Here is a 26004-nt window from a genome sequence, read left to right as displayed (position 1 = left end):
CGCGTCAGTCTCCTTTGGAATAGTGGCCGACCAGCGCGTGCAGGTGCTCGCGCTGTGCCGGTTCGAGGTAGGGCGACAGGAGGCTGAGCACGTGGAACGCGCCGCGCAGCAGCGCGGCGCCGGCGCTCGCGGGTTCCAGCGCATTGCGCGGGTCGCGCACGTACTCGTAGCTCAGCCAGTAGGTCAGCACGACGACCATCGCGGTGGCCACCGGCTCGGCGTCGGCGGCGGCGATGCGCATCGCGTTGCCGCGCGCCAGGCCGGCCAGCACCTGCTGCACCGCCTTGCCCTTGTTCTTCAGCACGAACTGGAAGTGCGTCTCGAGCCGGCGATTTTTCGAGAGCAGGTCGTTCAGGTCGCGGTACAGGAAGCGATACGCCCAGATCAGCTCGAACAGCATGTGGAAGAAGAGCCACGCGTCTTCGACGTTCGCCACGTCATCGGCCGCGCGCAGCAGCTCGGCCAGCGCGTGTTCGTAGCGGTCGAACAGGCTGTTGATCAGCTCGTCCTTCGCCGGATAGTGGTAGTACAGGTTGCCGGGGCTGATGCCGAGTTCGGCCGAGATCAGGGTCGTCGAGACGTTCGGCTCGCCGAAGCGGTTGAACAGCGCCAGCGTGACTTCGAGGATGCGCTCGGCGGTGCGGCGCGGCTTCTTGGTTTGCGTGGCCATGGCTCGTGGGTGGTCTCGGCGGGCAATCTAGTGTGCTGTCCCGCAGATATCTGCGGGACAGCACACTAGCATCAAGCGTTCAGGCCGCGCATCGGCATCGGCCATAGGGTCGCCGCGAGCGCGAAAGCGGGCCGCTGCCTACAATCCAAGGCTGCATGCCAGCCATCTCATTCCAGAACGTCGGCAAGACGTACAGCGGCAACCGCCCCATTCATGCGCTCGACGATGTCAGCTTCGACATCGCACCGGGCGAATTCTTCGGTCTGCTCGGGCCGAACGGCGCCGGCAAGACGACGCTGATCAGCATCCTCGCCGGCCTCGCGCGGGCGACGCGCGGCAGCGTGAAGGTGCTCGGCCACGATGTCGTGACCGACTACGCCGCGGCCCGGCGCCGCCTGGGCATCGTGCCGCAGGAACTGGTGTTCGACCCGTTCTTCAGCGTGCGCGAGGCCTTGCGCATCCAGAGCGGCTACTTCGGCGTGCGCGCCGACAAGCGCGCCAACGACGCCTGGATCGACGAGCTCCTCGCGAACCTCGGCCTGGCCGACAAGGCCGATGCGAACATGCGCCAGCTCTCGGGCGGCATGAAGCGCCGTGTGCTGGTCGCGCAGGCGCTGGTGCACCGGCCGCCGGTGATCGTGCTCGACGAGCCGACCGCCGGGGTCGACGTGGAACTGCGCCAGACGCTGTGGCAGTTCGTCGCGCGGCTGAACCGGGAGGGCCACACGGTGCTGTTGACGACGCACTACCTCGAAGAGGCCGAGGCGCTGTGCGGGCGGCTCGCGATGCTGAAGCAGGGCCGCATCGTCGCGCTCGATCGCACGTCGGCGCTGCTGGCCGGCACCGCGAGCACGATGCTGCGCTTCAAGATGGACACGCCGCTGCCGGCCGCGCTGGCCGCCCAATCGCGCGTGACCGGCCGCATCGTGCAGATCACCGCGCACGACGCGCACGAGGTCGAGATCATCCTCGGCGTGCTGCGCAACGCCGGGTGCCAGCCGGAAGACCTGGAAATCGGCCGCGCCGACCTCGAAGACGTGTTCCTCGAGATCATGAACGGGCCGCCGCGGACGATGTCTCCTGTGGGATTCGCCGCATGAGCGGTGATCGAAGCGTCGGGCCGAGCGCCGGGCCGCCCGAAGCCGGCCCGAATCCAAGGGCCACGGAGGGGCCCCTGCGTGGCCCAGGGGGATCGGCCCGTGTACTCACGGGACGAGGGGCTCTATCGGGCACGAGCACCTTGCTCTACAAGGAAGTGCTGCGCTTCTGGAAGGTCTCGTTCCAGACCGTTGCGGCGCCGGTGCTGACCGCGATCCTGTATCTGCTGATCTTCGGCCACGTGCTCGAAGACCACGTGAAAGTGTTCGGCGCAATCGGCTATACGAGCTTCCTGATCCCCGGCCTGGTGATGATGAGCGTGCTGCAGAACGCGTTCGCGAACAGCAGCTCGTCGCTGATCCAGAGCAAGATCACTGGCAACCTGGTGTTTCTGCTGGTCGCGCCGCTGTCGCACTGGGCCTGGTTTGTCGCCTATGTGGGCGCCTCGGTCGTGCGCGGGCTGGTCGTCGGCGCCGGCGTGATGATCGCGACGGTCTGGTTCGCGCCGTTGCACCTGGTGCAGCCGCTGTGGATCGTCGTGTTCGGGCTGGCGGGCGCCGCGCTGATGGGCGCGCTCGGCCTGATCGCCGGCCTGTGGGCCGAGAAGTTCGACCAGATCGCCGCGTTCCAGAATTTCGTGATCATGCCGATGACCTTTCTCTCCGGCGTGTTCTATTCGGTCGGCTCGCTGCCGCCATTCTGGAACGGCGTGAGCCATCTGAACCCGTTCTTCTACATGATCGACGGATTCCGCTACGGCTTCTTCGGCGTCAGCGATGTCTCGCCGTGGGTCGGCCTGCTCGTCGTGGCCGGTAGCCTGCTGGCGGTCTGCGGGTTCTGCCTGCACCTGCTGAGGATCGGCTACAAGATCAGACACTAGACTTTGTAGACCGCCTGCAGCGACCTGAAGCCCTTGATCTCGAGCGGGTTGCCGAACGGGTCGATGAAGAACATCGTCCACTGCTCGCCCGGCTGACCCTCGAAGCGCAGGCTGGGCGGAATGACGAATTCGACATCGCCGCGCGCTTGCAGCCGTTCGGCCAATGCCTGCCAGTCCGCCAGCTCCAGGATGACCCCGAAATGCGGCATCGGCACCAAGTGCTCGCCGACCTGGCCGCTGCGCGTGGTCGCGAACGGTTCGCCCAGGTGCAGCGAGATCTGGTGGCCGAAGAAGTCGTAGTCGACCCAGGTCGGTGCGCTGCGACCCTCGGTGCAGCCGAGCGTGTCGCCGTAGAAGCGGCGCGCGACGGCGAGGTCGCGGACATGGAACGCGAGGTGGAAGATGCTGGGCACTTTGAGCCTTTCGCAAGTTGGGCGAATTGCGATCGTAGCCAGCGGCCGCGACCTTCGTGCCGCTAAAATCGCGCCATCATGGCCAACCCCACCCCCGACGAGGTCCAGCGTTTCATCGCGCAAGGGCTGGCCTGCGAACACATCGATGTCGAGGGCGACGGGCAGCACTTCTTCGCGACGATCGTCTCGGCCGAGTTCGAGGGCGCGCCGCGCATCAGGCGCCACCAGCGCGTCTACCAGGCGCTCGGCGATAGAATGCGCGAGCAAATCCACGCCCTGTCGATGAAGACGCTGACGCCGGCCGAATGGGCCTCCACCAACGCCGCCGAGCCCGGCGCGGCTTCCGCACACCACCACCACTGACAACGGCCGCAGTGCTCTCTGCGGCTGTCGGCGTGGTGTCGGCTCCCCCCGATCCACCTGCGCCGAAGGCCGTGTGAACGCTGGGGCGACACCCACCTATGGACAAACTCCTGATCCGCGGCGGCCGCCGCCTCGACGGCACGGTCACGATCTCCGGCGCGAAGAACGCCGCGCTGCCCGAGCTCTGCGCCGCGCTGCTCAGCGCCGAGCCGGTGACCCTGCGCAACGTGCCGCGCCTGCAGGATGTCGGCACCGCGCTGAAGCTGCTCGGGAGCATGGGCGTCGCGACCGAGCGCAGCGACGCAAGCCCCGATGTCGTGACGCTGAGCGCCGCCACACTCACGTCGCGCGAGGCGTCGTACGAGCTCGTGAAGACGATGCGCGCGTCGATCCTCGTGCTCGGCCCGCTGCTGGCGCGCTTCGGCACGGCACGCGTCTCGCTGCCGGGCGGCTGCGCGATCGGCTCGCGGCCGGTCGACCAGCACATCAAGGGCCTGCAGGCGATGGGCGCGCAGATCACGGTCGAACACGGCTACATCGTCGCGACCGCGGCGCGCCTGAAAGGTGCGCGCATCACGACCGACATGGTCACCGTGACCGGCACCGAGAACCTGCTGATGGCCGCGACGCTCGCCGACGGCGAGACCGTGCTCGAGAACGCCGCGCAGGAACCCGAGATTCCCGATCTGGCCGAGATGCTGATCGGCATGGGCGCGAAGATCGAAGGCCACGGCACGAGCCGCATCCGCATCGAAGGTGTCGAGCGCTTGCACGGCGTCACGCACACCGTGATCCCGGATCGCATCGAGACCGGCACCTTCCTGTGCGCGGTGGCGGCGGCCGGCGGCGATGTGCGCCTGGAACGCGCGAACGCGCACCACCTCGAGGTGCCGATCGAGAGGCTGCGCGAGGCCGGCGTGCAGATCGAAGCCGGTGACGGCTGGATCCGCGTGAAGAGCGCCGGGCGGCTGAAGCCGGTGAGCTTCCGCACCAGCGAATACCCGGCGTTCCCGACCGACATGCAGGCCCAGTTCATGGCGCTCGACTGCATCGCGCGCGGCGCGGCGACCGTCACCGAAACGATCTTTGAGAACCGCTTCATGCACGTCAACGAGCTGGTGCGGCTGGGTGCGAAGATCGAGATCGACGGCCACACCGCGCTCGTGCATGGTGTCGACAAGCTCTCGGGCGCGACCGTGATGGCGACCGACCTGCGCGCCTCGGCCAGCCTCGTGATCGCCGGCCTCGTCGCCGAGGGCGACACGCTCGTCGAGCGCATCTACCACCTCGATCGCGGCTATGACCGGATGGAAACCAAGCTGCGCGCGATCGGCGCCGACATCGAGCGAATCAGATGAGCATGATCACGTTCGCGTTGCCGAAGGGCCGGATCTTCGACGAGATCGTCCCGCTGCTGAAGGCCGCGGGCATCGAGGTCGCCGAAGACCCCGAGAAGACCCGCAAGCTGATCGTCGGCACGAGCCGGCCCGACGTGCGGCTCGTGCTGGTGCGCGCCTCCGACGTGCCGACCTACGTGCAGTACGGCGGCGCCGACCTCGGCGTGGTCGGCAAGGACACATTGCTCGAGCACGGTGGGGAGGGCCTTTACCAGCCGCTCGACCTGAACATCGCGAAGTGCCGGATGAGCGTCGCGGTGCGCTCCGATTTCGACTATGGGGCGGCCGTGAAGCAGGGTTCGCGCATCCGTGTCGCGACCAAGTACACGCAGATCGCGCGCGATCACTTCGCGAACAAGGGCGTGCACGTCGACCTGATCAAGCTCTACGGCTCGATGGAGCTGGCGCCCTTGACCGGCCTGGCCGACGCGATCGTCGACCTGGTCTCGACCGGCAGCACCTTGCGTGCGAACCACCTGCTCGAGGTCGAGCGGATCATGGACATCTCGTCGCGCCTGATCGTCAACCAGGCCGCATTGAAGCTCAAGCGCGAGCCGATCCGCGCGATCATCGATGCGTTCGAGAAGGCGGTGGGGCCCTTGCCATGAGCGTCGACATCCGAAGGCTCGACACAACGACCGCCGAGTTCGACGCCGCGTTCCAGCGCGTGCTGCACTGGTCGGCCGAGACCGATCGCGCGATCGAGGACAGCGTCGCGGCGATCGTCGCCGATGTGCGCGCGCGCGGCGATGCCGCGGTGCTCGAATACACCGCGCGCTTCGACGGCGTCAGCGCGCCGGATGTCGCGGCGCTCGAAATTCCGCGTGCGGAGTTGCTCGCGGCGCTCGATGCGATTCCCGCGGCCCAGCGCCACGCACTCGAGTCCGCCGCGCAGCGCGTGCGCCGCTACCACGAGCGCCAGCTCGAGGCCTGCGGCCGTTCGTGGAGCTACCGCGACGAAGACGGCAGCCTGCTCGGCCAGAAGGTCACGCCGCTTGACCGCGTCGGCATCTACGTGCCGGGCGGCAAGGCGACCTACCCGTCGAGCGTGCTGATGAACGCGCTGCCGGCGAAGGTCGCCGGCGTCGCCGAGATCGTGATGGTTGTCCCGACGCCGCGCGGCGAGCGCAACGCGATGGTGCTGGCGGCCGCAGCGATCGCCGGCGTCGATCGCGCGTTCGCGATCGGCGGCGCGCAGGCGGTCGCGGCGCTCGCCTACGGCACCGCGACGATCCCCGCGGTGCACAAGATCACCGGCCCGGGCAACGCGTATGTCGCGAGCGCGAAGCGCCGCGTGTTCGGCCAGGTCGGCATCGACATGATCGCCGGGCCGAGCGAAATCCTCGTGCTCGCCGACGGCACGACCCCGGCCGACTGGGTCGCGATGGACCTGTTCAGCCAGGCCGAGCACGACGAGATGGCGCAGAGCATCCTGCTGTGCCCGGATGCCGACTACATCGCCGCGGTCCAGGCCGCAATCGACCGCCTGCTGCCGGCGATGCCGCGGCGCGACGTGATCCGCGCGTCGCTCGAAGGCCGCGGCGCGCTGATCCGCACGCGCAGCATGCAAGAGGCCTGCGAGATCAGCAACCGCATCGCCCCCGAACACCTCGAGGTCAGCTCGCGCGACCCGCATCGCTGGGAGCCGCTGCTGCGCCATGCCGGCGCGATCTTCCTCGGCGCCTTCACGAGCGAGAGCCTGGGCGACTACTGCGCCGGCCCGAACCACGTGCTGCCGACCTCCGGCACCGCGCGCTTCTCGTCGCCGCTGGGCGTCTACGATTTCCAGAAGCGCAGCAGCCTGATCGAGGTCAGCGAGGCCGGCGCGCAGACGCTCGGGCTGATCGCGGCCGAGCTCGCGTACGGCGAGGGGCTGCAGGCCCATGCGCGTGCGGCCGAGATGCGATTGACGACGACACCCAAGAAGGACGGCCCGTGATGGCGACGCTCGACGAACGACTGAAAACGACGATCCGCCAGGACATCCAGTCGATGCACGCCTATGCGATCCAGAACAGCGCCGGGCTCGTGAAGCTCGACGCGATGGAGAACCCGTTCCGGCTGCCCGAGCCGCTGCAACGCGAGCTCGGCGAGCGGCTCGGGCGCGTCGCGATCAACCGCTACCCGGTCGGTTGCGTCGCCGACGTGATCGCGGCGTTGTCGAGCTACGTGAAACTGCCGGCCGGCTGCAAGCTGATGCTGGGCAACGGTTCGGACGAGCTGATCTCGCTGCTGGCGCTGGCCTGCGACGTGCCCGGCGCCAGCATCCTCGCGCCGCTGCCGGGCTTCGTGATGTACGAGATGTCGGCCAGGCTGCAGGGGCTGAAGTTCGTCGGCGTGCCGCTGACCGCGAACTTCGAGCTCGACGAGGCCGCGATGCTGGCCGCGATCGAAACGCATCGTCCGGCGATCACCTATCTCGCGTATCCGAACAACCCGACCGCGAACCTGTACGACGAGGGCGCGATCGAGCGCATCGTCGCGGCGGTCGGCAAGCAGGACGGCCTGGTCGTGTTCGACGAGGCCTATCAGCCGTTCTCGTCGCGATCGTGGATGGGCAGGGTCGGGGGTTCGCAAACCGCGCACGAGCACGTGCTCGTGATGCGCACGTTGAGCAAGTTCGGCCTGGCCGGCGTGCGGCTGGGCTACATGGTCGGCGCCGCGGCGCTGATCGACGAGGTCGACAAGGTGCGCCCGCCGTACAACATCAGCGCGCTGAATGCCGAGGCGACGCTGTTCGCGCTGGCCCACTCCGACGAGTTCGCGGCGCAGGCCGAGGTGCTGCGCGCCGAGCGCGCAAAGCTGCTGCGCCTGATCGCCGAGCTGCCCGGCGCGACGCCGTTTCCGAGTGATGCGAACATGATCCTGGTGCGCGTGCCCGATTCGAAGAAGAGTTTCGAGGGCATGAAGGCTCGCGGCGTGCTGGTGAAGAACATCGAAGGCCTGCACCCGCTGCTGAAGAACTGCCTGCGCCTGACGGTCGGCACGCCGGAAGAAAATACGCTGATGATCGATGCGCTGAAAGCGAGCCTGTGATGACGACGGTCGAACGCAAGGCGGAAGTGACCCGCAACACCAACGAGACGCAGATCCGCGTCGCGCTGAACCTCGACGGCAGCGGCAGCGCGCAGCTCTCGACCGGCATCGGCTTCTTCGACCACATGCTCGACCAGATCGCGCGCCACGGCCTGATCGACCTGGCGATCGACGCGAAGGGCGACCTGCACATCGACGGCCACCACACCGTCGAAGACGTGGGCATCACCCTCGGCCAGGCAATGGCGCAGGCCGTCGGCGACAAGAAGGGCCTGCGCCGCTACGGCCATGCCTACGTGCCGCTCGACGAAGCCTTGTCGCGCGTCGTGATCGATTTCTCCGGCCGGCCCGGCCTGCACATGCGCGTCGACTTCAAGAGCGGCATGGTCGGCGCGCTCGACACGCAGCTCGTCTACGAGTTCTTCCAGGGCTTCTCGAACCATGCCGGCGTGACGCTGCACATCGACAACCTGTTGGGCGACAACGCGCACCACCAGTGCGAGACGATCTTCAAGGCCTTCGCGCGCGCGCTGCGAATGGCGCTCGAGATCGATCCGCGCGCGGCGGGTGTGATCCCGTCGACGAAGGGAAGTCTCTGAGATGAGGAAGACCGTCGCGGTCGTCGACTACGGGATGGGCAACCTGCGCTCGGTGTCGCAGGCCGTGCTGCACGTCGCCCGCGATTCGGCCTTCGACGTGATCGTCACCGCGAAGCCCGATGAGGTCTACGCCGCCGAGCGCATCGTGCTGCCGGGCCAGGGGGCGATGCCCGATTGCATGTCCGAACTGCGCGCTTCGGGGCTGCAGGAGGCCGTGCTGCACGCGGCCGCGAACAAGCCGATGCTGGGCGTGTGCGTCGGCATGCAGATGCTGCTGGCGCGCAGCGACGAGGGGCCGACCGACGGGCTGGGGCTGATCCCCGGTGGCGTGCACCGCTTCGAGCTCGAAGGCCAGCTGCAACCCGACGGCAGCCGCTACAAGGTGCCGCAGATGGGCTGGAACCGCGTGTACCAGGTGCGGCCGCACGTGATCTGGAACGGCGTGCCGGACGGCGCGTTCTTCTACTTCGTTCACAGCTTTTACGCGCGCCCGTCGGAGCCGCGCCACAGCGTCGGCGAAACCGACTATGGAACGCGCTTTACCTGCGCGCTGGCGCGCGATAACATTTTCGCCACCCAGTTCCACCCCGAGAAGAGCGCCGAACACGGCTTGGCGCTGTACCGCAACTTCCTTCACTGGACCCCCTGAGCGGCGTCCCGCGTCTCGCACGTCGCCCACTGCCATGCTGCTGATTCCTGCCATCGACCTGAAAGACGGTCACTGTGTTCGCCTGAAGCAGGGCGACATGAACGACTCCACCACCTTCAGCGAAGACCCGGCGCGCATGGCGCGGCGGTGGGTCGATGCCGGCGCGAGACGCCTGCACCTGGTCGACCTGAACGGCGCATTCGCCGGCAAGCCGGTCAACGAGAGCGCGATCAAGGCGATCCTGGCCGAGGTCGGTGAAGAGATCCCGGTGCAGCTCGGCGGCGGCATCCGCGACCTCGACACGATCGAGCGCTACCTCGACGATGGCCTGTCGTTCATCATCATCGGCACCGCCGCGGTCAAGAACCCGGGCTTTCTGCGCGATGCCTGCTCGGCCTTCGGCGGGCACATCATCGTCGGCCTCGACGCGAAAGACGGCAAGGTCGCCACCGATGGCTGGAGCAAGCTGACCGGCCACGAGGTCGTCGACCTCGCGAAGAAGTTCCAGGACTACGGCGTCGAAGGCGTGATCTACACCGACATCGGCCGCGACGGGATGCTGTCCGGCATCAACATCGACGCGACCGTCGCACTCGCTCGCGCGCTGACGATCCCGGTGATCGCCTCGGGCGGCCTGAGCCAGCTCGGCGATATCGACAAGCTCTGCGCGGTCGAAGACCAGGGCGTCACCGGCGTGATCTGCGGCCGCGCGATCTACAGCGGCGATCTCGATTTCGCCGCGGCGCAGGCGCGCGCAGACGAGCTCAACGGCGCTTGACCCGGTTCGCTCGCCGAGCGACACCGGCTCCACTGCGGGAACGCGGCCGCGCGCCGCGATAATCGAACGATGCTGGCCAAACGAATCATTCCCTGCCTCGACGTGACCGGCGGCAGAGTCGTCAAAGGCGTCAACTTCGTCGAGTTGCGCGATGCCGGCGATCCAGTCGAGATCGCCGCGCGCTACAACGATCAGGGCGCGGACGAACTGACCTTCCTCGACATCACCGCGACCAGCGATGGCCGCGACCTGATCCTGCACATCATCGAGGCGGTCGCCTCGCAGGTCTTCATCCCGCTGACCGTCGGCGGCGGCGTGCGCGCGGTCGAGGACGTGCGGCGGCTGCTGAACGCGGGCGCCGACAAGGTCAGCTTCAATTCGGCGGCGGTCGCGAATCCGCAGGTGATCCGCGATGCATCGCAGAAGTACGGGGCGCAATGCATCGTCGTCGCGATCGATGCGAAGCGGCGCGCCGAAGGCGACGGCTGGGACGTCTACACCCACGGCGGACGCAAGAACACTGGGCTCGATGCCGTCGCGTGGGCACGCGAGATGACGCGCCAGGGTGCCGGCGAGATCCTGCTCACCAGCATGGACCGCGACGGCACGAAGAGCGGCTTCGACCTCGCGCTGACGCGGGCGGTCAGCGATGCGGTCAGCGTGCCGGTGATCGCATCGGGCGGCGTGGGCGCGCTCGAGCACCTGTCCGAAGGCATCCGCATCGGTGGCGCCGACGCGGTGCTCGCCGCGAGCATCTTCCACTATGGCGAGTTCACGGTCGGCCAGGCGAAGGCGCTGCTGGCGCGCGACGGCATCCCGGTTCGGTCGTGAGCCCCGCACGGCCGCCCGAAGAGGCTCACTCCCGGTTGGCGGGACCGGCGAGGGCCGCGAAGGGGCCTCTTCGTGGCCCTTGCCGTTGGGTGCACCGGTGACCGCGACGGCCCGGCGCCATGAGGTGCGGCTCATCGGCGGTATGTGGAAGCGCAGCAAGTTGCCGGTGGCCGATGTGCCGGGCCTGCGCCCGACGCCCGATCGCGTGCGCGAAACCCTGTTCAACTGGCTTGGCCAGGACCTGAGCGGCTGGCGCTGCCTCGATGCGTTCGCCGGCTCGGGGGCGCTGGGCTTCGAGGCCGCCTCGCGCGGCGCCGACCAGGTCGTCCTGCTCGAGCGCGAACGCCGGCTCGCGCTCAGCCTGAACGACTCCAAGCTGCGCCTGAAGGCCGACGCGGTGCGCATCGAGGCAACCGATGCGCTGGCCTGGATGGCGCGCTGTCCGCCCGCCGCGTTCGAGCTGGTCTTCGTCGACCCGCCGTTCGATGCGCCGCTGGTCGAGCCGGCGCTGGCGCTCGCGGCGCGCCTGGTGGTGCCGCAGGGCTTCGTCTATGTCGAGGCTGGACACGCAGTCGCGCCCGCAGCCGGGCTGAAATTGCACCGCGAGGGTCGTGCCGGCGCAGTGCACTTCCGGCTGTTGCAACGAATCGACTGAGGCGCGACCGATGCCCGATGCCCCCGGCTACACTGCGCCCGAATCCAACCCGCTGGAGCGCGCCTTGACCTCCGTGACCAAACTCACCGCTGTCTATCCTGGCACGTTCGATCCGATGACCTTGGGTCACGAGGACCTGATGCGACGCGCGAGCCGGCTGTTCGAGCGCCTGATCGTCGCGGTCGCGGCGGGGCATCACAAGCGCACGATGTTCACGATCGCGGAGCGGCTCGACATCGCGACCGAGCTGGCCGCGAAATACCCGAACGTCGAGGTGATGGCGTTTCGCGGGCTGCTGCGCGACTTCGTCGTCGGCAACGAAGGCAAGGTCGTCGTGCGCGGGTTGCGCGCGGTCAGCGACTTCGAATACGAGTTCCAGATGGCCGGCATGAATCGGCAGCTGATGCCGGAGGTCGAGACCGTGTTCCTGACGCCGGGCGACCGCTATCAGTTCGTTTCCGGCACCTTCGTGCGTGAAATTGCCACCTTGGGCGGTGATGTTTCGAAGTTCGTGTCACCCTCGGTGCTGAGTCGACTGCACCTGCGGGTGAAGTCGCCCGAAGCTTGAGGTTCTTGGGGTCTTGATGTGGCACTTCTGATCACCGACACGACCGGCGGGCTTTCGCAACGCGTGCGTTGCGCCGCGGGTCGCAGGATGCGCTTGCAAGCGCATCCTGTATTCGTCCGGGCGAGGGAGGATCAATGGCGCTCTTGATCACGGACGAATGCATCAACTGCGATGTCTGCGAGCCCGAGTGCCCGAACCAGGCAATCTCGATGGGCCCGGACTTCTACCAGATCGACCCGGCGAAGTGCACCGAGTGCGTCGGCCATTTCGATCAGCCGCAGTGCGTGCAGGTGTGCCCGGTCGACTGCATCCCGGTCAACCCGGAACATGTCGAATCGCAGGAGTCGCTGTGGGCGAAGTACCGGCGGCTGCAGGCTGCGGCGGCCGCTGCGCCCGGCGGCTGAGCGGCGTCAGGCGCCGTTGCTGCGCCTTTGGCGGCTGGCCGGCTGGTAGACCACGAAGTCGGTCGTCGACAACGGCTTCGCCACCCCGCGCTTCTTCTTGCGCGGGTGCTCTGCGACCGTCGCCAGCTTGGCAGGTGCGGGGCCGCTGAGGCTGCCGGCGCCGGCGGGCCGGGTGGCCCGCTGCTCGGCAAGACGCTCGCGCCGCATCTCGGCGGCCAGCTGCCGTTCGTCGGCGGCGACGCGTCGCGCCTCGGCTTGCTGGCCCGCACTGCGCGCATCGCCCACATCGACGACGATGCTGGCCTGCGCGCAGGGTGTCTGCGAATACGCGCTGCCGCAGCGATAGACCACCTGCGCTTGCGCACCGGTCATCGCGAGCATCGACAGCGACACGAACACGGCAGCGATCGGCTTCATGGCGATTCCTTCAACGGGTCGGGGAGGGCGGGCAGCGGCGGCTTCGGCGGCTTCGGGCGCGGAGGCTTCGCGTGCACCTTCATCAGCGCGCGTTCCATGTCGCCCACGACCAGCAGGTCGAGCGCCGCGACGCCTTGCTCGATGCCCTTGTCGATCGCCTCGCGCTGTTCGGCGAGCGGCTTGCGCAACACGTAGTCGACCACCTCGGCGCGCACGCCCGGGTGGCCGATGCCCAAGCGCAGGCGCCAGAAGTCGGCGCTGCCGAGCTGGGCCTGGATGTCCTTCAGCCCGTTGTGACCGGCGTGGCTGCCGCCCAGCTTCATCTTGATCTGGCCCGGCTGAAGATCGAGCTCGTCGTGCGCGACGAGGATCTCGCCCGGCGCGATCTTGAAGAAGCGCGCCAGCGCCGCGACCGACTTGCCCGACAGGTTCATGAAGGTCATCGGCTCGAGCAGCCAGACCGGGCCCGCAGGCAGGTTCACCCGCGCGACCAAGCCGAAGTAGCCGCGCTCGGGCGCCAGCCGGGTCTTCAACTGGCGCGCGACCGCATCGATGAACCAGAAGCCGGCGTTGTGCCGGGTGTTTTCGTATTCGGGGCCGGGGTTGCCCAGGCCGACAAGGAGTCGAATCATGGTCCGAATTATCGAGCCCGAGCGGCCACAAAAAAGCCCCACCGAGGTGGGGCCTTGGATCACCCTTGCGGGTGCGTTCTTCTTGTTTCTTACTTCTTGTTTTGCTTCTCGGTCTTCTTGGCCTTGGTCTTTTCTGCCGGGGCAGCGACCACCGGTGCCGCGACGACCTCTTCCTCGGCCGCCTGCGCGACGACCGACACGATCACCGGATTCGGCTTGCCCTGCGTCATCACCTTGGTGCCGGCCGGCAGCTTGATGTCGTTGACATGCAGCGTCTGGCCCTTGGTCAGGTCGCCCAGGTCGATCGTCAGGAACTCGGGCAGCTGCGAAGCCAGGCACGAGATGCGCAGCTCGGTGATCACGTGGTTGACGATGCAGGCATCGGTCTTGACGGCCGGCGAGTTCTCTTCGTTGATGAAGTGCAGCGGCACCTTCTTGACGACCTTGGTCGTCGCGTCGACGCGCTGGAAGTCGATGTGCAGCACGATCGGGCGGAACGGGTGCATCTGGTAGTCACGCAGCAGCACCTGTTCGGTCTTGCCGGCGAGTTCCATCTCGAGGATCGACGAATGGAAGGCTTCCTTCTTCAGCGCGAAGAACAGGGCGTTGTGATCGAGTTCGATCATCGATGCCTTGCCCGCGCCATAGACGATGCCGGGAACCTTTTGCGCATTGCGCAGGCGGCGGCTCGCTCCGGTCCCCTGCAACGTGCGCTCGAAAGCGGTGAATTTCATGTAACGCTCCAAAGTGTGAAGGCCCGCGACCAGGCTCTTCATAAAACGCGAGGCCAACAAGCCTCGCGACAGAGAGCGAACCCCGAGGGAGTTCGCTCTCGTGTTCTAGAAGTTCGAATTCTGCTCGGCGAACAGCGACGTGACCGACTCACCGTCGGAGATGCGCCGGATTGTCTCGGCGAACAGGAAGGCGACCGACAACTGGCGCACCTTCGCGCAACCCTTGACGTCTTCGTTCTGCGGGATCGTGTTGGTGATCACCACCTCATCGAGCTGCGAATTCTTGATGCGTTCCAGCGCCGGGCCGGAGAACACCGCGTGCGTGCAGTACGCGAACACGCGCTTCGCGCCGCGCTCCTTCAGCACCTCGGCGGCCTTGACCAGCGTGCCGGCGGTGTCGGTCATGTCGTCCATGATTACGCAGGTGCGCCCGTCGATGTCGCCGATCACGTGCATCACCTCGGAGACGTTCGCCTTCGGGCGGCGCTTGTCGATGATCGCCAGATCGCAGTTCAGCTGCTTGGCCAGCGCGCGCGCCCGCACCACGCCGCCGACATCGGGCGAGACGACGACGAGATCGTCGTAGCGCTTGCTCTGCAGATCGGACAGCAGCACCGGCGAGGCATAGATGTTGTCGACCGGGATGTTGAAGAAGCCCTGGATCTGGTCGGCATGCAGGTCCATCGTCAGCAGCCGCTCGACGCCGACCGCCTCGAGCATGTTGGCGACGACCTTCGCGCTGATCGGCACGCGCGTCGAGCGCGGGCGGCGATCCTGGCGCGCGTAGCCGTAATACGGAATCACCGCGGTGACGCGCCGGGCCGATGCGCGGCGCAGCGCGTCGACCATGATGCACAGCTCCATCAGGTTCTCGTTGGTCGGCGCGCAGGTCGGCTGGATCACGAAGATGTCGCGGGCGCGAACGTTCTGCTGGATCTCGCAGTCGACCTCGCCGTCGGAGAAGCGGCCGACGCGGGCCTTGCCGAGCTCGACGCCCAGATGCGTCGCGATCTCCTGCGCGAGCGCAGGGTTCGCATTTCCGGTGAACAGCAAGGTGTTGAAAAGCACGTTGTTCCCTCCGACGAGGCTTTGCGGGCGCAAGCTGCGACCCTCCGAATCAGCCCCGGTGCTGCACCTTGGCAGGGCAGCCGGGAATCACGAACTCCCGGCGACGCCGGGATCAGAAACTTTGGCAGGGGAAGAAGGATTCGAACCTTCGCATGTCGGAATCAAAATCCGATGCCTTAACCAACTTGGCGACTCCCCTACACAGGTCGACAGTCTTTCGACTGCCAACCGCAACCTCTTTCAGTCAGCGGCCCATCCGACGAGCGGATGTTCATCGAGGCTGCGGCACATTCTGCCGATCCAGCCCGACGCCAGCGACGGCATCTCTTTCGAGATCTCTTTCGAGATCATTGCCGTGGGTTCCGGCCCGGTGCCTGCTCTCGCAAACACCGCGCTGCCCGAACCCGTCATGCGGCTGTTGCCGAACTGCTGTTGCAGCACCGACGCCACCTGCACCACTTGCGCGCATTCTGCCTCCGCCGCTGCCTGCAGGTCGTTTCGCCCGAAACCGGGTTCAACAACACTCTGCTTGGCGTTTGCAGCGAAGCTTTCAAGTATAGCAGGCTCGGTATCGCGCACCAGCAGCGGACTGGCAAAAATGGCACGGGTCTCGATGCTGGCGGCGGGTTTGACGACCGCCAGCCATTGCCGCGGCACCGGCGCGGGCGTCAGGCGTTCGCCGATGCCTTCGACGATCGCGTTGCGGCCGGCGACGAAGAAGGGCACGTCGGCGCCGAGCGCCAGCGCCAGCGGCAACAGGCGCGCACGAGGCCAGTTCAGGCCCCATAGGCGGTTCAGCGCGAGCAGGGTCGAGGCGGCATCCGAGCTGCCGCCACCGAGGCCGGCGCCCCACGGCACGTTCTTCACGACCGAAATGTCGGCACCCAACGCGATGCCGCTTTCGAGCTGAAGCCGACGCGCCGCACGCAGGCACAGGTCGTCGGCCGGCAGCGCCGGGCCGAGGTCGTGGCGCGCGAGCCCACCATCGGCGCGCAGTTCGAAGTGCAGCGTGTCGCACCAGTCGATCAGCACGAACAGCGACTGCAGCAGGTGGTAGCCGTCGGCGCGGCGGCCGACCACGTGCAGGAACAGGTTCAGTTTGGCCGGCGCGGCCACGTCGTAGATCGCGTTCACGGCCGGTCGAGCTTGGCGCGCACCGTGACGCCCGGCGCGCGCGCGCGCCGGGCGATGACCCAGCCTTCGTCGAAGCGCGCGAGGCTGACGGCCCAGCCGAGTTGCGCGAAGCCGGCTTCGGCCGGCGCGACGCTTGCCGCGCTCGGTGCCCCGGGCCACGGCCGGCCGCGCAGCCAATCGAACAGCGCGACGACCGGCACGCTCTCACCGAGCACCTCATGGGTCAGCGCGTCGAGGTCGGTGAAGCGCCGCTCGCCCTGCGGCGTCGCGAGCACGACCGAACCCGGTGCCCAGCGCGCCTGGGCGAGGATGCTGCCGAGCGGCGTCGACAGATCCAGCCGGCCGGCCTGAGCACTGCCTTGCAGCTCGAACGTCGCATTCTCCGAACGCGGCGCTGCGCCATCACCGCCTTCGACGCGTACTGCCAGGCGCCCCGACAGCGTCTCGCCGCCGACGGGCAGCGCGCCCGGCGGCACCGTCGCGCAGGCGCTCATCAGCAGCGCCGCGAGCAGCGCCGACGCGCGACCCTGCCAACTCACAAATCGACTCGCAGGCGTGCCAGCGTTGCCCGCAGCACGTCGTTCGTCGCGTCGCGCTTGCGACCCTCGCGCCAGACCTGTCGTGCTTCGTCGGTCTGGCCGCTGACCCAAAGCACCTCGCCCAGGTGCGCCGCGATCTCGGCATCGGGCTGGCCGCGGTAGGCCTCGCGCAGCAGGCGCACCGCCTCGGCCTTGTTGCCGAGCCGGTACTCGACCCAGCCCAGGCTGTCGGTGATCGATGGTTCGCCCGGGCTCAGTTCGAGTGCCTTCCTGATCAGCGTGCGTGCCTCGGGCAGGCGCACGTTGCGCTCGGCCAGCGAATAGCCGAGCGCGTTGTAGGCGTGCTGGTGGTCGGGCTTCAGCTCGATCACGCGGCGCAGCAGCCGCTCCATGTCGGCGAGGCGATTGAGCTTCTCGGCCATCATCGACTGCTCGTAGATCAGGTCGACGTCGTCGGGGTACTTCTTGTTGGCCTGCGCCAGCACGTCGTTCGCGTCGCGCCAGAGCTTCGCGTCGCGCAGCACCTGGGCCTCGGCGAGCACCTTCGCGCGTGCGTCCTCGGGGGCCTTCTCGGGCAGGCGGCGAATCAGTTCGCGCGCCTGCGAGACCTTGCCTTCGCGCGCCAGCAGCGACGCGCGGCGCGCCTGCACCTCGAGTGCGCGCTTCGGGTTGTCGATCTTCGCGAGCCAGGCCTCGGCGGCCTTGAAGTCGTTCTGCTGATCGGCGGCCTGCGAGAGCAGCAGGTAGCCGCGGGTCAACGCGTCGTCCTTCGATGCCGGCGGCGCTTCTTCTTCGTCATCGCCGGCTGTGGCTGCGCCGGCCATCTCGGCCGCCGGCATGTCCGAGGCCTGCACGAGCTCGACGTACTTCAGCAGTGCCGCGGTCGCCGGTGCCGGTTCGCGCAGCTGCACATGCAGCGCGCCCAGCGTCAACCAGGCCTGCGGCAGCTTCGGCGAGTTCTGCGTCAGCGTCTCGAGCTGGCGGGTCGCATCGACCAGGCGTTGCGACGCGAGCAGCGTGCGCACATAGACCAGCCGCACGGCGTTGCTGTCGGGCTTCGCGGCGAGATGGTCCTTGACGATCTCCTCGGCGGCCGGCATGCCGGGCATCATCTCGAGCGCGAGGCCGGCCGGCGCCTCGGCGCTGCGGTCGGTGTGGTGTGCGTTCTGCGCCAGCGCCAGTGCCTTCTCGCCGTTGATCGCGCCGAGCCAGCCGCGGCCGATGCTGACGCGCGCGGCGACTCGCGTCTCGGGTGCGTCGGCATAGGGCAGCAAGACCTGCTCGATGATCTGCGCCGCCTGGTTGCGATCGTTGCTGCGCGCGAGGAAGCGCGGCAATGCGTTGATCAGTGCGGCGCGCTGGTCAGGCGGCGTCGCCTTGATCAGCGCCTGCAGCGGTTCGACGACTTCGGCGGTGCGGTTCAGCTGCACCAGCAACTGGACCTGGTAGCGCAGCGCGTCGACCGATCCCGGCAGCGTCTGACGCCATGCCTTCACTGCGACCAGCGCGTCGTCGCCGGCGCGGGCCTGCAGCGCGATGTCGGTGGCGCGGCGAAACAGCTGCTCGTCCTTCGTGCGGCGCGCGGCGTCGAGCATCAGCTGGTAGCCGGCACCCAGATCGCCTTCGCGCACTTCCATCTCGCCGATCAGCAGCTGCTGGAACAGCGGGCCGTTCATCGCCGAGTTCTCGATCTTCTCGGGCGCTTGCTTCGCAGGCGCTGCCGCATCCTGTGCGAACGCGCTCGACGAGCCCAGCATCAGGCAGACCAGCAGCGCAGGCAGTGCCTGCGTGCGGCCGGATCGGGATTTGGAGCTTGACATCGGTTCTCTCCTGAAGCTGCATTTCATTCTAGGTCGCCGGGTGTGCGCGCGGAGCCGCCGGATAATTGCCCGCATGCCTGAACTGCCCGAGGTCGAGGTCACGCGCCAGAGCTTCGCGAGCCGCATCCGCGGCGCGCGAATCCACGCGGTGCGCGTCGGCAAACCACTGCGCTGGCCGCTCGGCATCGCGCCCGAAACGTTGATATCGCAGGCGGTCGGCGAGGTCACGCGGCGAGGTAAATATTTGTGGCTCGCGCTCGACAACGGCGGGCTGCTGATGCACCTGGGCATGTCGGGTTCGCTCGCATTCGATGCGGCGGCCGGCCAGCCCGGCCCGCACGATCACTTCGATCTGGTGACCGCGCGCGGCACCTTGCGGCTGACCGATCCAAGGCGCTTCGGCGCGGTCGTCTGGTCGCCGGCGATCGATTCCGGTGCGGCTGGGAAACTGCTCGGCGGACTCGGTGTCGAGCCCTTCGACCCGGCGTTCACCGGCGCGCATCTGCATGCTGCGCTGGCGGGCAAGCGCGTCGCGATCAAGCAGGCGCTGCTGGGCGGCGCCATCGTCGTCGGCGCCGGCAACATCTACGCCTGCGAGGCGCTGTTCGAGGCCGGCATCGACCCCCGCACGCGCAGCGACCGCATCGGCCGCGTGCGCTGCGAGCGCCTCGCCACCGCGGTGCGCGACACGCTCGCGCGCGCCCTCGAACTTGGCGGATCGACCCTGCGGAACTTTCGCGACGCGCACGGCATGGCCGGCGCGTTCCAGTTGCAGGCGCGCGTCTACGGCCGCGACGGGCTGGGCTGCGTCCGTTGCGCCGGCACCATACAGCGCATCGTGCAGGGCCAGCGGGCGAGCTACTTCTGCCCCGGATGCCAGCGGCGATAGGCCCAATCGAGCAATCATTCGCGCTTCGCGCCGAACTCGTTGGTGAGCAGATGTTTCCGGCGGATCAGTGCAGCGCCCTTGCGCTAGCATGACCCGCCGTCCGGACCTCACGCCAAATCCTGCAGCCCATGACCCCTTCGTTCGCGATCAGCCTCGACGCCCTGAGCGGCTGGCGAACGACGCTCGCGCGGCGGCTCGACGATGTCGGGCGCTATCTGGCCGACCACGAGATGGTCGACGCGGCCGCCTCGGCGCAGTTGGGCGCGATGCGCGAGCGCCTCGCCAACGAGAAGCTCGTGGTCGCGTTCGTCGCCGAGTTCTCGCGCGGCAAGTCCGAGTTGATCAACGCGATCTTCTTCGCCGACACCGGCCGCCGCGTACTGCCGGCGACACCGGGCCGCACGACGATGTGCCCGGTTGAACTGGCGTGGGACGCGGAAGAAAGCGCCGCGTTGATGCTGCTGCCGATCGAGACCCGGCTCGAAGGGCTGTCGCTCGGTGAGCTGCGACCCCAGCGCCGCGCGTGGACCATCCGGCCGCTGCAGATCAGCGACCCAGAGCGGCTCGCCGAATCGCTTCAGGAGGTCACGCGCACGAAGTTCGTCGGCAAGGATCGCGCGCGCGAACTCGGCTTCTGGGACGACGAGCAGGTCGACGACAACCCACCCGTCGACGGCGAAGGCCGGGTCGAGGTGCCGGCCTGGCGCCACGCGCTGATCAACTATCCGCATCCGCTGCTGAAGCAAGGCCTGGTCGTGCTCGATACGCCGGGGCTGAACGCGATCGGCGCCGAGCCCGAGCTGACGCTGAGCCTGCTGCCGGCCGCGCACGCGACCGTCTTCATCCTCGGCGCCGACACCGGCGTGACCAAGTCCGACCTCGGCGTCTGGCGCGATCACCTCGGCACGCACGCGCTGTCGCGCTTCGTCGTGCTGAACAAGATCGACGCGCTGGCCGACCCGCTCGCGACAGCCGAGCAGGTCGATGCGCAGATCGCCTCGCAGTGCGCCGAGACCGCGCGCACCCTCGGCATCGGCGTCGAGCGCGTGTTCCCGCTGTCGGCCCGTCAGGCGCTTGCGGCGCGGGTCGCGAACGATGACCGGGCGCTCCTCGAAAGCCGCCTGCCGGCGCTCGAAGCCGCGCTCGGCTCCCAGCTGCTGCCGCAGCGCCGCCAGGTGCTCCAGCAGGTCGTGACCGATGGCGCCCAGCAACTGGAAAACCATGTCGCGCGGCGCCTGGGCGACCAGCGTCGCCAGCTCGCCGAGCAGATGTTCGAGCTGCGCGGACTGCGCGGCAAGAGCGGCGGCAAGCTGCGGCTGATGCTCGAGCGCATCGATGCCGAGACGACCGAATTCGAGCAATGCACGGTGCGGCTGCAGGCGCTGCGTGTCGTTCACAGCCGCATGCTGAAGGATGCGCTGGTCGGGCTGTCGTCCGATCGGCTGCGCGAAGAAGTGGCCGAGATGCAGGCGCAGATGAGCGCGTCGCTGCTGAACCTCGGTGCGAGAAAGGCCTTCGTTGCGATGTGTGCGCGGCTGCGCCTGCTGCTCGAGCAAGGCCAGAAGCGCAGCAACGAGATCCGAGACATGCTCGGTGCGTCATTCGGCAAGCTCAACGGCGAATTCGGCTTCAGCCTGGCGATGAGCAAGTCGCCCGACTTGGCGAGCTTCATCGGCGAACTCGGCGAGATCGAGACCAGCTACACGCAGTACCTCGGCCTGAGCCAGGCGCTGCGCCTGGCTCAGCCGAAGTTCATGGAGCAGTTCCGCCGCATGCTGGTTTCCAAGCTGCGTGTGGTGTTCGAGAACGCCAGCGCCGAGCTCGAACTGTGGAACAAGGCAACCTCGTCGCAGGTCGACTCGCAACTGCGCGAGCGCCGCCGCAATTTCAGGCGCCGGCGCGAATCGCTCGAGCGCGTGCAGAGCGCGGCGAGCGATCTGGAACTGCGCATCGTCGAACTCGAAGCGCAGGACGAGCGGCTGCAGGGCCTGTTGCGCCGCGCTCGCCAGCTGTTCGATGCGTTGCGCGAGCGCAGCCTTGCCGGACCGGTCGCGGGCAACGACCTGATCTCGCTGCAGTTGCCGCAGTCGCTCGAACTCGGTGCCGCGCGCCAACGTGCGCAGGCCTGACGGGCCGGCCGCGTCGTTCTCGACGCGGCTGATCGAGTGGCAGCGCACGCACGGCCGGCACACGCTGCCGTGGCAGAACACGCGCGATCCCTACCGCGTTTGGCTCTCCGAGATCATGTTGCAGCAGACCCAGGTCGCGACCGTTCTGGGCTACTACGCACGCTTCCTGCAGCGCTTTCCCGATGTCGCGGCGCTCGCCGCCGCCTCGCTCGACGACGTGTTCGCGCTCTGGAGCGGCCTGGGTTACTACAGCCGTGCGCGCAACCTGCACGCCTGCGCGCAGGCGGTCGTCGAGCGGCATGGCGGGCGCTTTCCCGGCAGCAGCGCCGAGCTGATGCAGCTGCCCGGCATCGGCCGCTCGACGGCCGCAGCGATCGCGGCGTTCTGCTTCGGCGAGCGGGTCGCGATCCTCGATGGCAACGTCAAGCGCGTGCTGACGCGCACGCTCGCGTTCGAAGGCGATCTTGCCGAGACGAGGCACGAGCGTGCGCTCTGGAACCAGGCCGGCGCGCTGCTGCCCGAACGCGAGATCGAGCGCTACACGCAAGGGCTGATGGACCTGGGCGCGACCTTGTGCAGCGCGCGCGCGCCGAGCTGCCTGCTGTGCCCCGTTCAGATCGACTGTGCCGCGGCGCGCGTCGGCACACAGGAGCGCTATCCGATCAAGACCCGCAAGCTCAAGCGCGGCACGCGCGAGCACGTGTGGCTGTGGCTGCAATGGCGCGACGCGGTCTGGCTCGCGCAGCGCCCGGCAACCGGCGTGTGGGCGGGCCTGTGGAGCCTGCCGGAGTTCGACTCGGCGCAGCGCTTCGAGACCGCGAGCGCGGCGTGGCCAGGGCGGGGCGAATCACTGCCGAGCTTCACGCACGTGCTGACGCATCTGGACTGGACGCTGCACCCGATCCGCTGGACCCTGCCCGACCGACTGGCGGCAACGCGGCGCGAGCGCATCGAGGCGCTGTGGCCGAGTGGCCGCTGGTTCGGCCTCGACGAAGCGCTCGCCGCCGGCCTGCCCTCGCCGCTGCGCAAACTGTTGCTGCAAGCGTCGGCCCAGCCGGTCAGCTGACGACGCCCTTGCTGCGCAGGAAGTCGTCGACGAGCTGCAGCCGCACGATCGGATCGGGCAGCTCCATCAGCTTCTGCTTCGCGGCCTGCGAGATCGGCAGAATCTCGCACCAGCGGTTCGCGACCCAGCCGGCGTCGTCGAAGCGGTAAGGCTCCAGGAACGGCGCTTCGTTCTTCGTCTGCTTCAGCGTCGCGATCGTCGTCGCCAGCGCTTTCACGGTGGCGAGCAGTGCTTCGTTCGGCGCCAGCGTCTCGTCGTCGTCGATCGCGCTGGTGCGCGCGAGCCACAGGCCGTCGGCCTGCTGCCGGCTCGCGTCGACCTTGAAGCGCTGCGTGCCGCGACACCGGACCTGCAGGATCCCCGGCCGATCGCTGTCGGCGCTGATCAGTTCGGCCTGCGTGCCGATCGGCTCGAAGCTGACAGTCTCTTCGCCCTTGCGCCGCACCTCGCCGCCGCTGCGCAGCCCGACGATGCCGAAGGGCGCACGATCGCGCAGGCAGTGCGTGATCAGGTCGAGGTAGCGCGCTTCGAAGACCGTCAGGCCGAGCAGGCCGCCGGGGAACAGCACCGCCTGCAGCGGGAACAGCGGCAACTCCTGCGCGGCCGGTTCAGCGGGCATCGAGCTCACGGTGACGGACCAGCGTTGCCGAGCGGCCGCGAAATCGCTCGGCCAGCGTCTGCGCGAAATAGACCGAGCGATGCTGACCGCCGGTGCAGCCGATCGCGACCGTCAGGTAGCTGCGCTGGTCGCTTTCGAACGCCGGCAGCCAGCGCGCGATGAAGGCCTCGATCTGGGCCAGCATCTCGCCGACCTCGGGTTGCGCGCGCAGGTAGTGGGCGACCGGCTCGTCGCGCCCGGTCAGCGGGCGCAGCTCGCGCACGTAGTGCGGGTTCGGCAGCACGCGCACATCGAACACGTAGTCGGCGTCGAGCGGCACGCCGTACTTGAACGCGAAGCTCTCGAACACCAGCGTCAGCCGGTTGCTGCCCGCGCGCACCATGTCGCGCACCCAGATGCGCAGCTGGGCCGGGCGCAGTTGGCTGGTGTCGACGACCGTGGCGACCTCGCGCAGCTCGGCGAGCAGCTCGCGTTCGAGCTCGATCGCCTCGACCAGCGCGCGGCGCGTGTCGGGCGCCGCATCACCCGGGGGATGCGCCGCGGAGTCGGCCGACAGCGGGTGCGGTCGGCGCGTCTCGGAAAAACGCCGCACCAGCGCATCGGTGCTCGCATCGAGAAACACCACCTGGATCGCGACGCCCTCGGCGCGCAGCTGCTGGATCAGCGGCAGCAGGTGCGGCAACGAGCCGGCGCTGCGCACATCGACGGCGATCGCGAGGCGCCGATCGAGCCGGTCGTGCTCGAGCCGCAGGAACTCGCGCAGCAGCTCGGGCGGCAGGTTGTCGACGCAGAAGAAGCCGGCATCCTCGAGCGCATGCAGCGCGACCGACTTGCCGGAGCCGGAGATGCCGCTGACCAGCACGACCTCGCGGGGCGAGGTCGCGCTGGTGGGGCCTTCGATCGCGTTCATGACCGCTTGCGCCCGCGTGCCGACGGCGCCGGATCGGCACCCACCGCGAGCATCTCCTGCGCGTGGGCGAGACGGGTGTTCGAGAGCCGCTCGCCACCGAGCATGCGCGCCACCTCGGCGACCCGCAGCTCGCCGCCGACCGGGTTGACCTCGCTCAGCGTCAGCCCGTCGCGCAGCTGCTTCGAGACGACGAAGTGATGGTCGGCACAGGCCGCGACCTGCGGCAGGTGCGTGACCGCGAGCACCTGCCGGTCGCGGCCGAGCTGCTTCATCAGCCGGCCGACCGTCTCGGCCACCGCGCCGCCGACGCCGGCGTCGATCTCGTCGAAGATCAGCGTCGCTGCAGCTTCGTCGCGTGCCGCGGCGCCGCGCTGCGGCTGGCTCGTCGTCACCGCGATCGCCAGCGCGATGCGCGAGAGCTCGCCGCCCGACGCGACCTTGGCCAGCGGCCGCGGTGTGCTGCCGGCGTGGCCCGCGACCAGGAACTCGGCCGACTCCATTCCGAACGACTGCGGCGCCTCCTGCCTGGATAACGCGACCTCGAAGCGGCCGCCGGCCATGCCGAGCTGCTGCATCGCCTGCGTGACCGCCTGCGCGAGCCGGGGCGCACCCGCGCGGCGTGCCGCCGAGACACGCCTGGCTTCGGCCTCGAAGGCCGCGAGCGCACGCGCGAGTTCGCGCTGCAGCGCTTCGAGATCGGCCGCGGCCTCGAGTGCGCAAAGCTCGTCCTTCCACTGCGCGAGCAGTGCGGGCAGTTCCTCGGGCGGCCGGCGGTAGCGCCGCGCCAGGCCCATCCAGGCCGAGAGCCGATCGTCCAGCGCCTGCAGCCGCTGCGGCTCGAGGTCGGTGTGGTGCAGGTAGCCGCTCAGCGTGTGCGCGGCGTCCTGCAGCTGGGCCTGCGCGCCTTGCAGCACTTCGATCGTCGACGCGAGTTGCGCGTCGAACGCGGCGACGCCTTCGAGCGCATGCAGCGCGCGGCCGGTCAGGGCATCGGCGTTGTCGTCGGCATCGCAGACGGCATCGAGCGCGCTGCGCGCGGCGTCGATCAGCGCCTGCGCGTTCGCGAGCTTCTTGTGCTCGGCTTCGAGCTCGGCCCATTCGTCGTCGCCCGGCGCGAGCTTGTCGAGTTCGCCGATCTGCCAGGCCAGGCGCTCGCGTTCGCGGTCGAGGCCGGCCTGCTGCGTGCCGGCGGCCGTCAAGGCCTCGGCGGCCTGCTTCCAGTCCGACCAGAGCACCGCGAGCGGTGCCGCGTCGACGCCGGCGAACGCATCGAGCAGCGCGCGCACCGAGGGCGCGCGCGTCAGGCTCTGCCAGGCATGCTGGCCGTGGATGTCGACGAGGTGATCGGCGGCTTCGCGCAGCTGTGCGAGTGTCGCGGCGCTGCCGTTGATCCAGGCCCGGCTCTTGCCCTGCGCATCGATCGTGCGGCGCAGCAGCAGCGTCTCGCCGGTGGCATCGAAGCCGGCTTCGTCGAGCCAGCCCGCCAGGCTCGCCGGCGCATCGAACTCGGCCCCGATCTCGGCCCGCGCCGCACCTTCGCGCACCACGCCGGCGTCGCCGCGGCTGCCGAGCGCGAGCTGCAGCGCATCGACCAGGATCGACTTGCCCGCGCCAGTCTCGCCGGTCAGCACCGAGAAGCCCGCGTCGAACTCGACTTCGAGCGCGGCGACGATCACGAAATCGCGCAAGGACAGCCGGCGCAGCAT

Annotated in this window: 29 protein-coding genes and 1 tRNA gene; 17 read left to right on the top strand and 13 right to left on the bottom strand. The window is 68.6% G+C overall.

Annotation, left to right across the window (positions count from 1 at the left end; all coding sequences use genetic code 11):
• Positions 1-4 precede the first annotated feature (4 nt).
• Positions 5-670, bottom strand: coding sequence for a TetR/AcrR family transcriptional regulator (locus AC1DTW_RS00350; protein ID WP_477977948.1), 666 nt, complete (start codon positions 668-670; stop codon positions 5-7).
• A gap of 155 nt (positions 671-825) precedes the next feature.
• On the opposite strand from AC1DTW_RS00350, the gene AC1DTW_RS00345 reads away from it, so the two are divergent.
• Entirely contained in the window at positions 826-1770 is a 945-nt protein-coding gene (locus AC1DTW_RS00345; protein WP_477977946.1) for an ABC transporter ATP-binding protein, read from the top strand.
• Positions 1771-1910: 140 nt separating this feature from the next.
• Positions 1911-2648, top strand: coding sequence for an ABC transporter permease (locus AC1DTW_RS00340; protein WP_477977944.1), 738 nt, complete (start codon positions 1911-1913; stop codon positions 2646-2648).
• Here AC1DTW_RS00340 and AC1DTW_RS00335 read toward each other — a convergent pair.
• Entirely contained in the window at positions 2645-3061 is a 417-nt protein-coding gene (locus tag AC1DTW_RS00335; RefSeq protein ID WP_477977942.1) for a VOC family protein, read from the bottom strand. The two genes, AC1DTW_RS00340 and AC1DTW_RS00335, sit on opposite strands and share 4 nt — an antisense overlap.
• A gap of 78 nt (positions 3062-3139) precedes the next feature.
• Between AC1DTW_RS00335 and AC1DTW_RS00330 the strand changes: the two genes are divergently transcribed.
• The 12 genes from AC1DTW_RS00330 to AC1DTW_RS00275 all read left to right on the top strand — a co-directional run bounded on the left by AC1DTW_RS00330 (position 3140) and on the right by AC1DTW_RS00275 (position 12341).
• On the top strand, positions 3140-3424 hold the full coding sequence (locus AC1DTW_RS00330; RefSeq protein ID WP_477977940.1) for a BolA family protein: 285 nt from the start codon (positions 3140-3142) through the stop codon (positions 3422-3424).
• A 98-nt stretch (positions 3425-3522) separates the two neighbouring features.
• Positions 3523-4782 carry a UDP-N-acetylglucosamine 1-carboxyvinyltransferase gene (gene murA, locus AC1DTW_RS00325; protein WP_477977938.1) on the top strand — a complete coding sequence of 420 codons (1260 nt, stop codon included), beginning with the start codon at positions 3523-3525 and terminating at the stop codon, positions 4780-4782.
• 2 nt (positions 4783-4784) lie between these two features.
• Positions 4785-5429 (top strand): ATP phosphoribosyltransferase, encoded by a 645-nt coding sequence (hisG, locus tag AC1DTW_RS00320; protein WP_477978501.1) that lies wholly within the window; start codon positions 4785-4787, stop codon positions 5427-5429.
• The gene (gene hisD / locus AC1DTW_RS00315; protein ID WP_477977936.1) at positions 5426-6760 is read left to right on the top strand and encodes a histidinol dehydrogenase; all 1335 of its coding nucleotides are present in this window, start codon (positions 5426-5428) and stop codon (positions 6758-6760) included. The genes hisG and hisD overlap by 4 nt, the downstream gene beginning before the upstream one ends.
• Positions 6760-7857, top strand: a complete 1098-nt coding sequence (gene hisC / locus AC1DTW_RS00310) for a histidinol-phosphate transaminase (RefSeq protein ID WP_477978499.1) — start codon at positions 6760-6762, stop codon at positions 7855-7857. Before hisD ends, hisC begins: the two co-directional genes overlap by 1 nt.
• Positions 7857-8456, top strand: a complete 600-nt coding sequence (hisB, locus tag AC1DTW_RS00305; protein WP_477977934.1) for an imidazoleglycerol-phosphate dehydratase HisB — start codon at positions 7857-7859, stop codon at positions 8454-8456. The genes hisC and hisB overlap by 1 nt, the downstream gene beginning before the upstream one ends.
• 1 nt (position 8457) lies before the next feature.
• Complete coding sequence (gene hisH / locus AC1DTW_RS00300) at positions 8458-9105, top strand: imidazole glycerol phosphate synthase subunit HisH (RefSeq protein ID WP_477977932.1); 648 nt, start codon at positions 8458-8460, stop codon at positions 9103-9105.
• A 34-nt stretch (positions 9106-9139) separates the two neighbouring features.
• Entirely contained in the window at positions 9140-9883 is a 744-nt protein-coding gene (gene hisA / locus AC1DTW_RS00295) for a 1-(5-phosphoribosyl)-5-[(5-phosphoribosylamino)methylideneamino]imidazole-4-carboxamide isomerase (RefSeq protein WP_477977930.1), read from the top strand.
• Between the two features lie 69 nt (positions 9884-9952).
• On the top strand, positions 9953-10714 hold the full coding sequence (hisF, locus tag AC1DTW_RS00290) for an imidazole glycerol phosphate synthase subunit HisF (protein ID WP_477977928.1): 762 nt from the start codon (positions 9953-9955) through the stop codon (positions 10712-10714).
• Positions 10715-10793: 79 nt separating this feature from the next.
• Positions 10794-11369 (top strand): 16S rRNA (guanine(966)-N(2))-methyltransferase RsmD, encoded by a 576-nt coding sequence (rsmD, locus tag AC1DTW_RS00285; RefSeq protein ID WP_477977926.1) that lies wholly within the window; start codon positions 10794-10796, stop codon positions 11367-11369.
• A gap of 64 nt (positions 11370-11433) precedes the next feature.
• On the top strand, positions 11434-11937 hold the full coding sequence (gene coaD / locus AC1DTW_RS00280; RefSeq protein ID WP_477977924.1) for a pantetheine-phosphate adenylyltransferase: 504 nt from the start codon (positions 11434-11436) through the stop codon (positions 11935-11937).
• Positions 11938-12071: 134 nt separating this feature from the next.
• Positions 12072-12341 carry a YfhL family 4Fe-4S dicluster ferredoxin gene (locus tag AC1DTW_RS00275; protein ID WP_477977922.1) on the top strand — a complete coding sequence of 90 codons (270 nt, stop codon included), beginning with the start codon at positions 12072-12074 and terminating at the stop codon, positions 12339-12341.
• A 6-nt stretch (positions 12342-12347) separates the two neighbouring features.
• Here the strand turns inward: AC1DTW_RS00275 and AC1DTW_RS00270 are convergent, their stop codons facing one another.
• From AC1DTW_RS00270 to AC1DTW_RS00235, 8 genes are all read right to left on the bottom strand, one after another.
• Positions 12348-12758: a hypothetical protein gene (locus AC1DTW_RS00270; protein WP_477977920.1), complete on the bottom strand. Its 411-nt coding sequence runs from the start codon at positions 12756-12758 to the stop codon at positions 12348-12350.
• Positions 12755-13390: an aminoacyl-tRNA hydrolase gene (gene pth / locus AC1DTW_RS00265; RefSeq protein WP_477977918.1), complete on the bottom strand. Its 636-nt coding sequence runs from the start codon at positions 13388-13390 to the stop codon at positions 12755-12757. Before pth ends, AC1DTW_RS00270 begins: the two co-directional genes overlap by 4 nt.
• A gap of 89 nt (positions 13391-13479) precedes the next feature.
• Positions 13480-14124: a 50S ribosomal protein L25/general stress protein Ctc gene (locus tag AC1DTW_RS00260; protein WP_477977916.1), complete on the bottom strand. Its 645-nt coding sequence runs from the start codon at positions 14122-14124 to the stop codon at positions 13480-13482.
• A gap of 105 nt (positions 14125-14229) precedes the next feature.
• Positions 14230-15192, bottom strand: a complete 963-nt coding sequence (locus AC1DTW_RS00255) for a ribose-phosphate pyrophosphokinase (RefSeq protein WP_477977914.1) — start codon at positions 15190-15192, stop codon at positions 14230-14232.
• 122 nt (positions 15193-15314) lie between these two features.
• Positions 15315-15391 (bottom strand) — tRNA-Gln (locus AC1DTW_RS00250).
• A gap of 41 nt (positions 15392-15432) precedes the next feature.
• Positions 15433-16326 (bottom strand): 4-(cytidine 5'-diphospho)-2-C-methyl-D-erythritol kinase, encoded by an 894-nt coding sequence (gene ispE / locus AC1DTW_RS00245; RefSeq protein WP_477977912.1) that lies wholly within the window; start codon positions 16324-16326, stop codon positions 15433-15435.
• Positions 16323-16865 carry an outer membrane lipoprotein LolB gene (locus AC1DTW_RS00240; protein WP_477977910.1) on the bottom strand — a complete coding sequence of 181 codons (543 nt, stop codon included), beginning with the start codon at positions 16863-16865 and terminating at the stop codon, positions 16323-16325. The genes ispE and AC1DTW_RS00240 overlap by 4 nt, the downstream gene beginning before the upstream one ends.
• Positions 16862-18685 (bottom strand): tetratricopeptide repeat protein, encoded by a 1824-nt coding sequence (locus AC1DTW_RS00235; RefSeq protein ID WP_477977908.1) that lies wholly within the window; start codon positions 18683-18685, stop codon positions 16862-16864. Before AC1DTW_RS00235 ends, AC1DTW_RS00240 begins: the two co-directional genes overlap by 4 nt.
• A gap of 73 nt (positions 18686-18758) precedes the next feature.
• Here AC1DTW_RS00235 and mutM point away from each other — a divergent pair, with 73 nt between their 5' ends.
• The 3 genes from mutM to mutY all read left to right on the top strand — a co-directional run bounded on the left by mutM (position 18759) and on the right by mutY (position 22769).
• The gene (gene mutM, locus AC1DTW_RS00230; RefSeq protein WP_477977906.1) at positions 18759-19574 is read left to right on the top strand and encodes a bifunctional DNA-formamidopyrimidine glycosylase/DNA-(apurinic or apyrimidinic site) lyase; all 816 of its coding nucleotides are present in this window, start codon (positions 18759-18761) and stop codon (positions 19572-19574) included.
• A gap of 128 nt (positions 19575-19702) precedes the next feature.
• Positions 19703-21703, top strand: a complete 2001-nt coding sequence (locus AC1DTW_RS00225; protein WP_477977904.1) for a dynamin family protein — start codon at positions 19703-19705, stop codon at positions 21701-21703.
• On the top strand, positions 21690-22769 hold the full coding sequence (gene mutY / locus AC1DTW_RS00220; RefSeq protein ID WP_477977902.1) for an A/G-specific adenine glycosylase: 1080 nt from the start codon (positions 21690-21692) through the stop codon (positions 22767-22769). The genes AC1DTW_RS00225 and mutY overlap by 14 nt, the downstream gene beginning before the upstream one ends.
• On the opposite strand, the gene AC1DTW_RS00215 is transcribed toward mutY, so the two are convergent.
• From AC1DTW_RS00215 to recN, 3 genes are read right to left on the bottom strand one after another with little or no spacing between them, the layout of a single operon-like run.
• Positions 22762-23388: an LON peptidase substrate-binding domain-containing protein gene (locus AC1DTW_RS00215; RefSeq protein ID WP_477977900.1), complete on the bottom strand. Its 627-nt coding sequence runs from the start codon at positions 23386-23388 to the stop codon at positions 22762-22764. The genes mutY and AC1DTW_RS00215 overlap by 8 nt on opposite strands.
• Complete coding sequence (gene rapZ / locus AC1DTW_RS00210; protein WP_477977898.1) at positions 23378-24298, bottom strand: RNase adapter RapZ; 921 nt, start codon at positions 24296-24298, stop codon at positions 23378-23380. The genes AC1DTW_RS00215 and rapZ overlap by 11 nt, the downstream gene beginning before the upstream one ends.
• Positions 24295-26004 (bottom strand): DNA repair protein RecN, encoded by a 1710-nt coding sequence (recN, locus tag AC1DTW_RS00205; protein WP_477977896.1) that lies wholly within the window; start codon positions 26002-26004, stop codon positions 24295-24297. Before recN ends, rapZ begins: the two co-directional genes overlap by 4 nt.

The sequence above is a fragment of the Rhizobacter sp. P5_A1 genome (genome assembly GCF_056400745.1).
Note: the sequence above shows the minus strand (reverse complement) of the source record. Positions and strands in the feature narration are given on the sequence as shown.

Coding starts and splice junctions, on each gene's coding strand:
- AC1DTW_RS00350 (WP_477977948.1), bottom strand. CDS start 670: ATGGCCACGCAAACCAAGAAGCCGCGCCGCACCGCCGAGCGCATCCTC.
- AC1DTW_RS00345 (WP_477977946.1), top strand. CDS start 826: ATGCCAGCCATCTCATTCCAGAACGTCGGCAAGACGTACAGCGGCAAC.
- AC1DTW_RS00330 (WP_477977940.1), top strand. CDS start 3,140: ATGGCCAACCCCACCCCCGACGAGGTCCAGCGTTTCATCGCGCAAGGG.
- murA (WP_477977938.1), top strand. CDS start 3,523: ATGGACAAACTCCTGATCCGCGGCGGCCGCCGCCTCGACGGCACGGTC.
- hisG (WP_477978501.1), top strand. CDS start 4,785: ATGATCACGTTCGCGTTGCCGAAGGGCCGGATCTTCGACGAGATCGTC.
- hisD (WP_477977936.1), top strand. CDS start 5,426: ATGAGCGTCGACATCCGAAGGCTCGACACAACGACCGCCGAGTTCGAC.
- hisC (WP_477978499.1), top strand. CDS start 6,760: ATGGCGACGCTCGACGAACGACTGAAAACGACGATCCGCCAGGACATC.
- hisB (WP_477977934.1), top strand. CDS start 7,857: ATGACGACGGTCGAACGCAAGGCGGAAGTGACCCGCAACACCAACGAG.
- hisH (WP_477977932.1), top strand. CDS start 8,458: ATGAGGAAGACCGTCGCGGTCGTCGACTACGGGATGGGCAACCTGCGC.
- hisA (WP_477977930.1), top strand. CDS start 9,140: ATGCTGCTGATTCCTGCCATCGACCTGAAAGACGGTCACTGTGTTCGC.
- hisF (WP_477977928.1), top strand. CDS start 9,953: ATGCTGGCCAAACGAATCATTCCCTGCCTCGACGTGACCGGCGGCAGA.
- AC1DTW_RS00275 (WP_477977922.1), top strand. CDS start 12,072: ATGGCGCTCTTGATCACGGACGAATGCATCAACTGCGATGTCTGCGAG.
- AC1DTW_RS00270 (WP_477977920.1), bottom strand. CDS start 12,758: ATGAAGCCGATCGCTGCCGTGTTCGTGTCGCTGTCGATGCTCGCGATG.
- pth (WP_477977918.1), bottom strand. CDS start 13,390: ATGATTCGACTCCTTGTCGGCCTGGGCAACCCCGGCCCCGAATACGAA.
- AC1DTW_RS00260 (WP_477977916.1), bottom strand. CDS start 14,124: ATGAAATTCACCGCTTTCGAGCGCACGTTGCAGGGGACCGGAGCGAGC.
- AC1DTW_RS00235 (WP_477977908.1), bottom strand. CDS start 18,685: ATGTCAAGCTCCAAATCCCGATCCGGCCGCACGCAGGCACTGCCTGCG.
- mutM (WP_477977906.1), top strand. CDS start 18,759: ATGCCTGAACTGCCCGAGGTCGAGGTCACGCGCCAGAGCTTCGCGAGC.
- AC1DTW_RS00225 (WP_477977904.1), top strand. CDS start 19,703: ATGACCCCTTCGTTCGCGATCAGCCTCGACGCCCTGAGCGGCTGGCGA.
- AC1DTW_RS00215 (WP_477977900.1), bottom strand. CDS start 23,388: ATGCCCGCTGAACCGGCCGCGCAGGAGTTGCCGCTGTTCCCGCTGCAG.
- rapZ (WP_477977898.1), bottom strand. CDS start 24,298: ATGAACGCGATCGAAGGCCCCACCAGCGCGACCTCGCCCCGCGAGGTC.
- recN (WP_477977896.1), bottom strand. CDS start 26,004: ATGCTGCGCCGGCTGTCCTTGCGCGATTTCGTGATCGTCGCCGCGCTC.